The sequence below is a fragment of the Actinopolyspora sp. BKK2 genome, from assembly GCF_011291845.1.
GTDB lineage: Bacteria > Actinomycetota > Actinomycetes > Mycobacteriales > Pseudonocardiaceae > Actinopolyspora > Actinopolyspora saharensis.
On the sequence record NZ_JAANTE010000007.1, the window covers coordinates 56479 to 69217 of the forward strand.

Here is a 12739-nt window from a genome sequence, read left to right on the forward strand (position 1 = left end):
GGCAGTCTCTCGGTTCGCACGGGCCGAAAGCTCCAGCCGAACGGGTCTTTTTCGAAAGACCCGCGAGCAGGGCCCGTCGGAACGGGGAGAGCCGTGGCGCGATCCGATCCTCGCCACGTCCGGTGCGCGGTCAGTGACCATCGTTCGCTTCGTGCACGCCCCGCCGTCCACGATGCGGAGGCGGGTGCCCGCGAAGAGGCACCCGCGGCTGACCGGATCACTCCCGCAGCAGTCCTGTCGCCGCGGCGAGGAACGCGAGGTGATCGGTCGCCATGCCCACAGTACGCGAGACCGAGCGAGCCGAGTGCCCCACCTCCGTCTCCCGGCGCAGCAGGATCGGGCTTTTGTCCAGCGGTGAACTCGTCGCGTGCTGCACGGCCGCGCACATCTTGCGGGCGTGCAGCGGGTCCACCCGCGTGTCTGACTCGAAGACCGAGAACAGCATCGCGGGGTACTCGGTCCGCCCGCTGACGTTGTGGTACGGCGAGTAGGCCAGCAGCCAACCGAGTTCCTCGGGGACCTCGGCGCTGCCGTACTCCTCGCTCCAGAGCCTTCCGAGTAGGAAGTGCTCGTAACGCACCATGTCCAGCAGCGGAGCCGAGCACACCGCGGCCCGGTAGAGCTCGGGGCGTTGGGTCACGGCTGCTCCGACCAGGAGCCCGCCGTTGGATCCGCCGCTGATGGCGAGACGGTCGGTGCTGGTCCACCCCTGGTCGACGAGGTGGAGCGCGGCGGAGTGGAAGTCGTCGAACACCCGCTGCTTGTTCTCCCGCATTCCCGCGCGGTGCCACTGCTCGCCCTCCTCGGCACCGCCGCGCAACGAGGCGAGCGCCCAGACACCGCCGGTCTCCACCCAGGCCAGCGCGGTCGGGGTGTAAGCGGGTTCCCTGGACAGGGCGAAACCCCCGTAGCCGGTGAGCAGCGTGGGCAGAGGCGTTTCCAGCTCGGACGGGTACAGCACGAACATCCGCACGGTGGTCCCGTCCGTGGAGGTGTAGCTCAGCTGAGTGCTGTTGACGTTCGGGGAGCTCTCCTGCCCGGGAGCGCTCTCGAAGAGCTCGGTGGCCCGGTCGCCGAGCGAGTAGGTGCGCACGCACGGTGCGGTGACGAAATCCGTCCAACCGATCCACAGCCGTCCCCCGCCGGTTCCGGTGAGGGGATCGGTGGTGTTCAGCGCGGTGACCTGCCCGGTTCCCGGAAGCGCTACCTCGCGGACCCGCTCTCCCGTCGTCGTGTGGTGCAGCGTCAGCTCGGAGACCGCGTGCCTGGTGCGCAGCACTGCCAGTTCCGGAGGGGAGCCGGGAGCCTCGACCAGGCGGGTCGCCTCGAGCACCGCGGTGGGGTCCTCGGCGAGCAGCTCCGTCCAGTAGGCGGGATCGGGGTGGTGCGGGTCGGCCACGCACAGCCGGCCGCGCGGTGCGTTCAGGGTGGTCCTGATGTGGAGCCTGCCGTCGAGCTCGACTCCGGCCCTGATCCGCACGCCCTGGGAGTCGTCCAGCACGAGCCGCGGTGGGCCGGGACGTCCGGCGTGGTCCAGCTCGGCGATCCACAGCGAGTCGCGGCGTGCGGTGCCGGGGCTGCCGTGTATCAACAGCCATCCGCCGTCGGCGGAGACGTCGACGTCGAAGAAGTAGGTGTGCTCCTGGTGCTCGCCGTGGATCAGGACGTCCGAGCACGGGGCCTTGCCGACTTCGTGGCGCCAAACCCTGCGGTGGAACTGCTGCTCGTCCTCCGGAACGTCCTCCGGGGGGAGCCTGCGGATGTAGTAGAACTCCTCCCCGCCGGGCAACCAGGCGATCGAGGAGTAGCGGCAGCGGTCGATCGGGCCGTCCAGCAACTCTCCCGTCTCCACGCTCATCACGTAGAGCAGGGATTCCTCGTCGCCCCCGGTGGAGATCTGGTAGGCGAGCCTGTCCCCCTCCCGGCTCGGTGTCCAGCGGTCCAGAGTCGTCAGCCCGGACGGGTCGATCCGGGCCACGTCGACCAGCGGTGTCTCGGTCCCGGACTCGTCGCGCACGAACAGCACCGGGAACTCCCGGTCGGTTCCCCGCCGGGTGAAGAAGGAACGACCGTTGCGCCACGTCGGGGCCGAGACCGAGCCGGTGCTCATCAGCGCGCGTATCCGCTCGGCGAGCGGGTCCCTGCCGGGCAGGTCGGCCAATCGCTCGGAGGAGAGCTCGTCCTGCTGCTGGAGCCATTTCGAGCAGCGCGGGTCCTCGGGATCCTCCAGCCAGCGGTACGGATCGTGCACCTCGTAGCCGTGCAGGTTCTCGACCAGGTCTTCGCGGGGCGGCTGCGGATAGCCCCCGGAGGCGGGTTGAACTTCACTCACTCCGCGCACGATACTGATACCGACCGCGGGACCCGGTCGATGTGCTGCCGACGCGCTCGCGGACGAGCGGGTTCGTGCTCGCCCACGCCGGTGCGCGGCGGGGTGAGCACGGCCGCGTGCCGCGGTGCGACCTGCCGTCACGCGGCCGGGGACGGCGAGCGCCGACCGGTTTCCCGGCCGGCGTGACCGCGGATGAGCCGGACACGAGGGTGTGACCAGTCACCTTCGGAAAAGATCGAAAAATGATGCACGCGGTGGCCGCAGGCTCCCACCGCCTCCGCGTTAACCCGTTGTTGTTCTCGAATTCTCCATGATTTCTCGTGTCAACGCGGTGGTGCGGTGCGGATCACACGTGCGTTCCGGGCGGGTTTTGTGTTCGACTGTTCCCGGCAGACGGTGGAGGTGGTCGAGTGCCCGACCGAAAACCGATCCCGTGCGGCGCTCCGGCGGCGACGCCGCCTCGTGGTACTACTACGCGCCCCGCGGGCCGCAAGCGTGGCCACAGGCAGCCACCTTCCGAACAATCCGAGGGTGTGGGGGCCTGGTCGAAGCGGCGAGTGCTGCTGCTCAACACGACGTTCGAGCCGTTGACCGCATTGCCGCTGCGCAGGGCGATCGTGCTCGTCGTCTGCGGCAAGGCCGAGGTCGTGCACGGCGATTCGGCCGGTTCGACCTGGAACTCCGCCACGCACAGCATCGAGATCCCCTCGGTCATCAGGCTCAGCAAGTTCGTCCACGTTCCGTACCGCGGTCGGGTTCCGTTGTCCCGTCCGGCGCTGATGATGCGGGACAACCATCGTTGCGCGTACTGCGGCGTTCGTGCGGAGACCATCGACCACGTCGTTCCCAGGAGCAGGGGCGGTCCGCACACCTGGGAGAACTGCGTGGCCTGTTGCGCCAAGTGCAACCGCCGCAAGGCGGACTACACCCTCCGCGAACTGGGATGGCGTTTGTCGGAGACGCCGAAGGCGCCACGTGGCAGACACTGGCGCCTGCTGGTCGGTGCCGCCGAGCCCGATCCGCTGTGGCTCCCGTACCTGGGAGAGGCCGCCGCGCATTAGCGGTGACGACCTCCCGTGGCCACGTGATCGGCTTTTCGACGTGGAGGTGTCGCCCTGTCGCGGGGCGTGAGTGACCGCGCCCGGGCAGGCCGGTGATGGTGCGCGTCGTGCGCCTCCCCGCGTTCGTGCCGTGGTTCGGTCGCCTGCCCGCTGATCCGCACCCCGTGGTGCCCGCTGATCCGCACTCCTTCGTTCCCGCTGATGCGCACTCCGCTCCGGCCGCTGATCCGGACGCCGCGCCACGCGCTGATGCGAACTCCCCGGTGCGCGCGTTCACGATTGCGGGTGCGTGAAACCGTCCTTCCCCTGAGCGGGTAGTCCTGCTTGTGCTTTCCGTGTCCGTTCGGCTCGTTGTCATCACTCGAAAGAGTCAAGCTTTTGGCGGCATGGCGGTTTTTCATGTCCATCGTTGTTGCCTTTCGTGATCAGAAGTACTCCTGTTATGGATCAGGCCTCATACGCAAGATCCATACAGGTGAAATCTAGAATCGAGCACTGTCCGGTACAAGCCGCCAAGTTGACCGTCCACGGAGACCGTCTGGTCCGACTCCGGCCGGAGGAAGCAGTTACGCCGAATGGCTGAGTGAAGTGAAATGGGACATAGTTACGTTTTCGTAATGTGGAGCTGGTTTCCCGCGGGAGGCGAAGGTGACGTCGTGCTTCGCGGAGCGGGGGTGTGAATCAGCACCCCAGGTAGTCGACCAGGGCGGGGCGGAATCGGATACCGTGCTGGTGTGACTGTCCTGCAGACCGTACTCTTCCTGGCCGTGATCCCGGCGGCCGTTTACGGCCTCGTCATGTTGATCGTGTTGTGGCCGAGGTTGATTCGCTCCAATCGGCGGGCGAGTCAGCAGTGGGACTTCCCGCCGGTGTTGTGGGTCGCCAACCCCGCTGGTGTGAGCCCGAGCAGTCCGCCGTCGGCCGAACAAGCGGAAGCCGCGCCGGGCTCCGAACCCGGTACCGCGAGGGGAGGCGCTCGTGGCAGCTGGTGAAATGGCCAAAACCCCGACGAACACGGATCCGGACGAGCTGGAACCGGGACACGCGCTCACGGCGGGTGGCCGACTGTCCATCGCGCGGCGCATCGAGCCCGAACGTCCGAAGCTGCCCTTCTCACCCGGGCAGCTCGCCAGGTTGGACGAGGCGCTGACCCTTTCGACCCGCACCACCGGGTTGGAGTTCGCGATCTACCTCGGCGACCTGGGCGAGGACACTCGTGAGCGCGCCGAGCAGGTCCACGCCGATCTCGGCGAGCGAGCCCCGCACGGGGTGCTGATCGCGGTCTCTCCCGCCCAGCGCAAGGTGGAGATCGTCACCGGTGAGCACTCGTACCGTCGGGTTCCGGACCGCTCGTGCAACCTCGCCGTGATGAACATGGTCGCCTCCTTCAAGGAAGGCGATCTGATAGAAGGCCTGGTCAGCGCCCTGCGGATGCTGTCGGACGCGGCAGGGACGGACTTCGAGAGCGGCCACGAGCAGTAGAAGTCTCGCGGCCCCTCGGGTGGTCGGGACGCTCCGTGCTCCGGAAACCACCCGGCCGGGGCCGCGCTCGCGGCTCAAAGCAGGCCGAAGTTCTGGAAGTGCCGGAACATCTCGTACGCCGAGTGGGTGGTGGCCACCGCTCCGAGTTGGCGAGCCTGGTCGGCGTGCTGCAGCTGTCCGCGATGCGTCCCGAAGATGACCAGGGGAATCTCCACCCCCAGGTCCCGGAGCTCCCGCAGCAGAGTGAGCCCGGCGTCGCTGCGCCACCGGCCGTCCTCCTTGCGGACCATGTCCGAAACGACCAGGCGATAGGGACGCTCGGAGATCTCGGCCACCGCTTCCGCCGTCGTCGCGGTGATCGTCACCCGGACCCCGTTGTTGCGCAGCTGCTCGACCAGCAGTGCGTGGCTCTGGGCCCGGTCGGTCACCCACAGCACGGCGAAGGGCTCGGGGCCGCTCGGTGCCTGCACGGGAGGAAAACGTTCGGACTCCTCGACGGGATCCCCGTCCAGCTCGATCCCCGAGGGCGCCGCGACGTTGCCCGCCGGCTCGAGGGGTTGTCCCGCTCCGGTGGGCACGGAGGTGACGTTGTCCCTCTCCTTTTCGTCGAGCCGCTTGCTCAGGATGCTGAGTTGACGCTGCAGGTCCTGGATCATCTCGTTCTGCTGGTCGTTGAGCTCGTGGAAGGTCAGCCGTTGACCTCCGACCTCGAACTCGAGTTCGCGTCTTTCCGCGGTGCGCAGCACTCTGCCGATGGCACGTCGGAAGAGCAGCAGCAGTAGCAGCGTGATCAGCGGCCACAGCAGGGTGGCGATGGCAGTGATCAACTCTGGCATGGGGAGCTCCACGACACGGCGGACGTTGTGTGTTCATCAGCTTACGTGTCGTGATCGAGTGATTGTATGGGCTCGCCGTGGGATCACTGCGAAAGTGCTCGGAAGGCCCCGCGGCGGGCCGCGAGTACCTTCCCGTCTCGTGCGGGGAGCTCAAACGGGGGCTCGTGCGGAGCACCGGGGCGACGAGTCCGGCTGAAGAGGTGTCCGGCACGGCTCATTGCCGCGCCGGACACCCGAGGTCGAACAGCCGGTGCTCGGGTCAGGAGCGGTCCGCCTCCCTGGCCGCGAGGGCACGCACCACACCGGCCCTGCCTTCGGAGACCAGCCGCCGCAGCGCGGAGGGGTGCTCCTCGGCGAGCCAGGCGTCCGCGGCCTCGACGGTCTCCTGCTCGACCGCCCACGAGGGGAACAGTCCGATCACCGTCGGCTGGGCACGTTCACTGGAACGCCGCTGCCACACGTCGTCGATCTCGGCGAAGTAGCGCTGGACGTAGGGGGTTAGCAGCCGCTGCTGGGCCGGGTGCTGGAAGCCGGATATGACCGCTTCGTTGATGGCGTTGGGCGACTCGTCGTCGTACAGCGCACGCTGCCAGGCGCGTTCCTTGGCCTCCTCGGTGGGGATCAGGGCCCTGGCGCGCTCGGCACGCCGCTTTCCAGTGGCGGTGGAATCGGCGGCGAGCTCGGAGTCGATCTCGGCTTCGTCCGCGGCACCGTGCGCGACCAGGGCCTGCAGCAGCTGCCAGCGGAGGTCGGTGTCGATCACGAGCCCTTCGAGCTTGTCCGTGCCGTCCAGCCAACCCCGCAGCACGGACAGCTTGTCCTCGTCGAGCTTCGAACCGGTGAGCGCGTTGACCAGGGCGAGCTGGTGATCGGAGCCGGGCGTGGCGGCGCGGGCCAGTTCCAGCAGCCTGTCGGTGTAGCGCTGCCAGCCCTCCGGCTGCCAGGCGGGATCACTGTAGGAGCCCAGCGCCGTCCTGGCCTGGAGCAGCACCCGCTGGACCACTCCGATCTCGGTCTCGGCCCCGATTCCTCCGGTGGCGTCCTTGCCGAGCACGAGATCGACGAAGTCGCGCGCCCGCATCTCCGCGTCGCGGGTCATCTCCCAGGCGGTGGACCAGCACAGGGCGCGCGGAAGTGACTGGTCGATGTCGGCGATCCGCTCGACCAGGGTCGCCAGGGACCCCTGGTCCAGTCGCATCGTGCAGTAGCTGAGGTCGTCGTCGTTGACCAGCACGAGCTTGCCGCTCCGGACGCCGACGAGATCGGGGGCGTGGGTGCGCTCCCCCGAGACGTCCATCTCGCTGCGGTGCACCCGGACGAGCGCGCCGGTCTCCGGGTCGTCGTCGTAGACACCGACGGCGATCCGGTGAGTGCGGTACTCACCCTGGCCGGGCCGGGCAGGGCCCTGCACCACGGTGAAGTCGCTGAAGCGTCCCTGCTCGTCGGTCTCGAACTCGGGGCGCATCACGTTCAGGCCGGTGGTCTCCAGCCACTGCGCGCTCCACCAGGACAGATCCCTGCCCGAGGCTTCCTCCAGAGCCGTGAGCAGGTCGGAGAGCTCGGCGTTGCCCCAGGCGTGGCGGTCGAAGTAGATCTTCAGGCCGCCGAGGAAGTTGTCGAGCCCCACGTAGGAGACCAGCTGCTTGAGCACCGAAGCGCCCTTGGCGTAGGTGATGCCGTCGAAGTTGACCTCCACCGCCTGCAGGTCGACGATGTCGGCCGCCACGGGGTGCGTGGAGGGCAGCTGGTCCTGACGGTACGCCCAGGACTTCTCCACATTGGCGAAGGTCGTCCACGCGTGCGTGTACTCGGTGGCCGAGGTCTGCGCCAGCACGCTGGCCCAGGTGGCGAAGGACTCGTTGAGCCACAGGTCGTCCCACCAGCGCATCGTGACGAGGTCGCCGAACCACATGTGCGCCATCTCGTGCAGCACCGTCTCGGCCCGGCGTTCGTAGAGGTAGCCGGTCACGCGGGAGCGGAAGACGTAGTCCTCGAGGAAGGTCACGCACCCCGCGTTCTCCATGGCGCCCGCGTTGAACTCGGGAACGAAGCACTGGTCGTACTTGGCGAAGGGGTACGGGACGTCGAAGGCCCGCTGGTAGAAGGCGAAACCCTGCTTGGTTTCGGTGAACAGTCGTTCGGCGTCGAGGTGCTCGGCGAGCGAGGCGCGGCAGTAGAGCCCCAGCGGGATCTCGCCCTCCGGTCCGCTGTAGACGTCACGCCACTCGGCGTAGGGACCGGCCACCAGCGCCACCAGGTAGGTGGACAGCGGCGGGGTCGCCTGGAAGACGTGCGTGCTCAGCCCCCCGTTCGTGGCGGTGATCTCCCCCGGCGAGTTCGAGATCACCTTCCACGTCTCGGGTGCGGTCACGGTGAGCTGGAAACTCGCCTTGAGATCGGGCTGGTCGAAACAGGCGAACATGCGCTTGGCGTCGGCCGTCTCGAACTGGCTGTAGAGGTACACGCCTCCGTCGACGGGGTCGACGAAGCGGTGCAGTCCCTCGCCGGTGTTGGTGTAGTTGCAGTCCGCCTGTATGACGAGCTCGTTCTGCTCGGCGAGTTCGGGCAGCGCGATGCCCTTCTCCTCGGCGTAGTCGGACAGGTCCAACCGCACACCGTTGAGCACGGCGCTGTGCACCCGTTCGGCCATCAGGTCGATCCAGGTGGACTCGCCCGGCCGCGTGGTGCTGAACCTTACGGTCGTCTTCGAGCCGAAGACTTCCACATCGTCTCCGCCCGCGCCGTCGGACAGGTCCAGTTCGACCGCGTAGGAGTGGACCTGGAGCATTTCGGCACGCTGTTCGGCCTGCTGGCGGGTCAGGTTCGGCGGAGCCACGGATCACCTCGTCGATCGTCGTCGGAAAGTCGCGGGGCACTGCACCCCCGCTGTCCAGAGTCAATCATGCCGGAACGAAAGCACGCAGAAGGTCGGCAGCGGGCCCACGCCGGGTCGTGGGACGCTCGGGAGACGTTTTCCACGGCGGGAACACAGCTAGGCACGTGGTGGTTGTCCCTGCGGGATTCACGGTTGCACCCACTCGGGTGAAAAGAATGGAGAGGTGTGCCCATGAGCACTGCTGAGCAGGCAAGTCGTCCCGAGGTCTACTTCTACTTCGATCCGATCTGTCCGTTCGCCTGGGTTTCCTCGCGGTGGATGCTCGAGGTCGAGCAGGTCCGGGACATCGATCTGCGCTTCCGGGTCATGAGTCTGGCCGTGCTCAACTCGGGTCGTGATCTCGGGGAGGAGTACGAGACGATGATGGCCAAGGCGTGGAAGCCGGTTCGCGTGGTGATCGCGGCGGCCGAGCAGCACGGCAACGAAGTACTGGCTCCCTTGTACACCGCGATGGGGACACGTTTCCACGACCAAGGGGAAAAGGACTTCGATCGGGTGATCGCCGAGTCGTTGTCCGAGGTCGGTCTGCCCGCCTCGTTGGCCGAGGCCGCCAACAGCGACGAGTACGACGAGCAGCTGCGTGCCAGTCACCACGCGGGCATGGACCCCGTGGGCGACGAGGTCGGCACGCCGACCATCCACGTGGACGGAGTGGCCTTCTTCGGACCGATCACCACCAGGATCCCGCGCGGTGAGCAGGCCGGAGAGCTCTTCGACGCGGCGCGCACCCTGGCGGGCTATCCGTACTTCTTCGAGCTCAAGCGGACCAGGACCGAGAACCCGCAGTTCGACTGAACGGATTCACGGCCCGCGCGGGACCGCTCCGCGGTGGACCGGTTCCCGCCCGGCCGCGGAGCGTCCCCGCGGCCGTGTTTCCGTCCTCAGCGCCGTTTTCCTCAGCGCCGATTCGCCCGCTCCAGCGCAGTGCGCATGGTCTCCGGTGGGTACGGGCCGCGCTCGACCGCTTCGGCAGTGGTGATTCCCCCGTGGGAGTGGGCGGCGCACAGCTCGGCGACGGCGCGCAGCTCGGCGTGCTGCTCGGCGGCCTGCCGCCGGGTCATGGGTTCCCCGTGGCCCGCGACGATCAGAGCGGGGTCCTCGTGCAGCGCCCTGCCCACGGTGTCCGGCCAGTCGAGCGGCAGAGCGTCCCCGAAGTCCGGCGCGGCGCCGCTTTCGAGCAGGTCCCCGGCGAAGAGCACGGAAGCCTCTCGCACCGAAGCGGTCAGGTCGTGGTCCGTGTGCCCCGGGCCGGGGTGCTCCAGCCGCACCGTCCTGTTCCCGAGGTCGAGCTCCACGGAGTCGGCCACGAGGCGCTCGGGCGAGCGCACCTCGGTCGCGGCCAGCGCTTCGGCCCTCGCCCGGTCTCCGGAGGCGCGGTAGTGCTCGATCCACTCCGCACGCTGGAACTCGACGGTTCCGCTCAAGTGCCGGGGGAAGTTCACGTGGGCCCAGCAGGGTGCAGGGGCGAACGCCTCCGCCCCGAAGCAGTGGTCGAAGTGCGCGTGCGTGAGCACCAGCTGCCAGGGCAGTGCGGTGACGGCGCGTACCGCCCCGGCCAGCTCCGCTCCCTGGGCGCGGTCGCCGCGCGCGTCGATCACCAGTGCCCGCTGGTCGCCGAGCACCAGCCCCACGGTCAGGTCCAGTTCGGCATAGCGGCGAATCAGGACCCCGTCCGCGAGTTCCCGCCAGCGGACATCGTCTTCACCGGTCACGGGGTGGGTGTCCAATCCGGTCGCGTCGTTCGGTGTCGGGACGGTTCCGCTCCCCGGGAGCCGGGGCGGACCGGAAGCCGATCGTACTGGCCGAGACGTTCCCGGCGCGCCGACGATCTGTTCGGCACTGCGGTGCGGCGGGGAGGCGCGTCGTCGTGGAGCTGAGCGGGGAGGGCCCGATCAGCGGTGACTGAACACTCCCGCGCGCAGCCGGGGCGCCGTCGTGCTCGCGTCGGTCCTGGCCGCCAGCTCGACGTCCGCGCCGTAACCGAGGGCAACGAGTTCGCGTCCCGAATCGCAGTACCGGACGGCCCGGTGGAGATCCGTGGTGCTGCGGTAGCTCCGCGCGGCCGTGTCCGCCTCCACGGAGCAGGAACCGAGCCCGTTCGACAGCGCCGAGATGATCGCTCCCGCCCCGAGCAGGTCCTCGACCGCGAACCGGATCGTGCCGTTCTGGCGCCGTTCCCCCGCGGCCACCACTCCTATCGGGCCGTTGCGCGCCGCCGCGCCCGCGGCAGCGGCCACAGTCCCCGCGTTGCGCAGGCACCCGGTGAACACCACGGCCCCGAGCTCCGAGGCCTCGGAGCACAGAGCGGCTCCGTTGGGCGAGGCCAGTGCGACCAGCGTCCCCTCGGGGATCTGCTCCAGCGTGGACGGACTCGACGAGTGGTCTCCCGCACCCCGGGAGCCGGCGAGCACTGCTCCGGCGGCTTCGGCCGCGTCCCGCGCCCGCTCGTCGTGGCAGGGCAGCGGGAGCACGTGGGCGCCGGATCCGGTGGCCACGTCGACCGACGTGGCGAACGAGAGGACGTCGACCACGACCAGCACGGCGCAGTCCGCGCCGAGCGTGCGCAACCCTTCGAGTCCCCAGTCGAAGCGCACCGTGTGACCGGATTGCACGACCGCCGAATCGGTGGGCTCGTGCGACATGTTCACCCCCTGACCGGGTGACTAAGGTACGGGAAACGGTTTGGCACACTACAAGAGTGCGCGTCTATCTTGGTTCCGATCACGCCGGTCTCGACTTGAAAACCCACCTGCACGAGCGGTTGGACCGACTCGGCTACGAGGTGGTCGACGTAGGCCCCTTCGTCTACGACGCCGAGGACGACTATCCGCCGTTCTGCGTCGAGGCGGCCCGGCGAGTGGTCGCCGATGCGGGGAGCCTCGGCCTGGTCATAGGAGGTTCGGGCAACGGCGAGCAGATCGCCGCGAACAAGGTTCCCGGTGCCAGGGCCGCGCTGGTCTGGAACGAGGAGACTGCCAAGCTGTCGCGGCAGCACAACAACGCCCTGCTCGCGGGGATCGGGGCCCGCATGCACACGACCCCCGAGATCGAGCAGTTCGTGGACGTCTTCCTGACCACGGAGTTCGAGGGCGGCAGGCACCAGCGCAGGATCGACATGCTGGCCGACTATGAGCGCAGCGGTGAGCCCCCGGAGCTGCCCAGCACGTGATGCCGTGACCCGGCCGTGAGCTGACGGAGCCGACCGACGTCCGCGCCGCGCGCGGTGACGTCGGATCGGTGAAGCGCGTCGTCTTCGCTCCTTCGATCGTGTGATTGCCTTCGATCGTGTGATTGGTGGTGGCCGTTCCAGTGCCGGAAGGACACATACTGCACCGGCTCGCTCGGCTCCACCAACGGCGTTTCGCGGGCAATCCGGTCGAGGTGCGCAGTCCGCAGGGGCGTTTCACCGCAGCGGAGGAGCTGGACGGAGCGACCTTCGAGCGCGCCGAGGCACACGGCAAGCACCTCTGGCACTTCTACGGCGGAGACAGGGTGGTGCACGTGCACCTCGGGCTGTACGGCAAGTTCACCGAGTCCCCCGTGCCGCTCGAGCGGCCGCGCGGAAAGGTCCGGATGCGGCTCGTCGGCCCGACGCACGGCACGGATCTGCGCGGTCCGGTCGCCTGCGAGCTGCTCACCCTCGACGAGGTGGAGGAGGTGCGGGCACGGCTCGGGCCGGACCCGTTGCGGCAGGACGCCGACCCCGAGCGCGCCTGGGAGCGGATCTCCCGCTCGCGTTCCGCGGTCGCGGCCCTGCTGATGGACCAGACCGTGCTGTCGGGCGTGGGCAACGCCTACCGCGCCGAGGTGCTGTTCCGGCACTCCGTGCCCCCGCGGTTGCCCGGGCGTTCGCTCTCCCGGAAGCAGTGGGAGGCCGTCTGGGGTGATCTGGTGGAGCTGATGTCCGAAGGGGTGCGGACCGGCCGCATCGACACCGTGCGCGGCGAGCACTCTCCGGAGGCGATGGGCAGGCAGCCCCGTCGGGACCGGCACGGCGGCGAGGTCTACGTCTATCGCCGGGGTGGAGCCGCGTGCCTGGTGTGCGGCACACCGATCTCCACGGCAGAGCTGCAGGGCCGGAACCTCTACTGGTGCCCGGGCTGTCAGGCCGACTGAGCACGCGGGCCCGCTG

The 12739-nt window shown here is 68.7% G+C and carries 11 protein-coding genes; 6 read left to right on the plus strand and 5 right to left on the minus strand.

Going from position 1 to position 12739, the window contains the following annotated elements; translation table 11 throughout:
• Positions 1 to 217: 217 nt before the first annotated feature.
• Positions 218 to 2341 carry a prolyl oligopeptidase family serine peptidase gene (locus tag G9Q41_RS15370; protein ID WP_165633243.1) on the minus strand — a complete coding sequence of 708 codons (2124 nt, stop codon included), beginning with the start codon at positions 2339 to 2341 and terminating at the stop codon, positions 218 to 220.
• A gap of 524 nt (positions 2342 to 2865) precedes the next feature.
• Here G9Q41_RS15370 and G9Q41_RS15375 point away from each other — a divergent pair.
• The 3 genes from G9Q41_RS15375 to G9Q41_RS15385 all read left to right on the plus strand — a co-directional run bounded on the left by G9Q41_RS15375 (position 2866) and on the right by G9Q41_RS15385 (position 4875).
• Positions 2866 to 3393: an HNH endonuclease gene (locus tag G9Q41_RS15375; protein WP_175455070.1), complete on the plus strand. Its 528-nt coding sequence runs from the start codon at positions 2866 to 2868 to the stop codon at positions 3391 to 3393.
• A gap of 734 nt (positions 3394 to 4127) precedes the next feature.
• Positions 4128 to 4385: a hypothetical protein gene (locus tag G9Q41_RS15380; protein ID WP_092523398.1), complete on the plus strand. Its 258-nt coding sequence runs from the start codon at positions 4128 to 4130 to the stop codon at positions 4383 to 4385.
• Positions 4372 to 4875, plus strand: a complete 504-nt coding sequence (locus G9Q41_RS15385) for a DUF5130 family protein (RefSeq protein ID WP_165633242.1) — start codon at positions 4372 to 4374, stop codon at positions 4873 to 4875. The genes G9Q41_RS15380 and G9Q41_RS15385 overlap by 14 nt, the downstream gene beginning before the upstream one ends.
• A 74-nt stretch (positions 4876 to 4949) precedes the next feature.
• On the opposite strand, the gene G9Q41_RS15390 is transcribed toward G9Q41_RS15385, so the two are convergent.
• Positions 4950 to 5711: a response regulator gene (locus tag G9Q41_RS15390; protein ID WP_092523394.1), complete on the minus strand. Its 762-nt coding sequence runs from the start codon at positions 5709 to 5711 to the stop codon at positions 4950 to 4952.
• A gap of 259 nt (positions 5712 to 5970) precedes the next feature.
• Positions 5971 to 8547 (minus strand): aminopeptidase N, encoded by a 2577-nt coding sequence (pepN, locus tag G9Q41_RS15395; RefSeq protein WP_165633241.1) that lies wholly within the window; start codon positions 8545 to 8547, stop codon positions 5971 to 5973.
• Between the two features lie 231 nt (positions 8548 to 8778).
• Here pepN and G9Q41_RS15400 point away from each other — a divergent pair, with 231 nt between their 5' ends.
• Positions 8779 to 9402: a DsbA family protein gene (locus tag G9Q41_RS15400; protein ID WP_092523390.1), complete on the plus strand. Its 624-nt coding sequence runs from the start codon at positions 8779 to 8781 to the stop codon at positions 9400 to 9402.
• A gap of 101 nt (positions 9403 to 9503) precedes the next feature.
• Here G9Q41_RS15400 and G9Q41_RS15405 read toward each other — a convergent pair whose 3' ends face one another.
• Both G9Q41_RS15405 and G9Q41_RS15410 read right to left on the minus strand, forming a co-directional pair.
• Positions 9504 to 10319 carry an MBL fold metallo-hydrolase gene (locus G9Q41_RS15405; RefSeq protein ID WP_245695753.1) on the minus strand — a complete coding sequence of 272 codons (816 nt, stop codon included), beginning with the start codon at positions 10317 to 10319 and terminating at the stop codon, positions 9504 to 9506.
• A 180-nt stretch (positions 10320 to 10499) separates the two neighbouring features.
• A complete protein-coding gene (locus tag G9Q41_RS15410; protein ID WP_165633240.1) occupies positions 10500 to 11249 on the minus strand; it encodes a 2-phosphosulfolactate phosphatase in 750 nt (249 codons plus the stop codon).
• A gap of 56 nt (positions 11250 to 11305) precedes the next feature.
• Between G9Q41_RS15410 and G9Q41_RS15415 the strand changes: the two genes are divergently transcribed.
• Together G9Q41_RS15415 and G9Q41_RS15420 are read left to right on the plus strand one after the other, a co-directional pair.
• Positions 11306 to 11776: a ribose-5-phosphate isomerase gene (locus G9Q41_RS15415; RefSeq protein WP_092523384.1), complete on the plus strand. Its 471-nt coding sequence runs from the start codon at positions 11306 to 11308 to the stop codon at positions 11774 to 11776.
• Positions 11777 to 11916: 140 nt separating this feature from the next.
• A complete protein-coding gene (locus G9Q41_RS15420; protein ID WP_092527341.1) occupies positions 11917 to 12723 on the plus strand; it encodes a DNA-formamidopyrimidine glycosylase family protein in 807 nt (268 codons plus the stop codon).
• Positions 12724 to 12739: the final 16 nt, after the last annotated feature.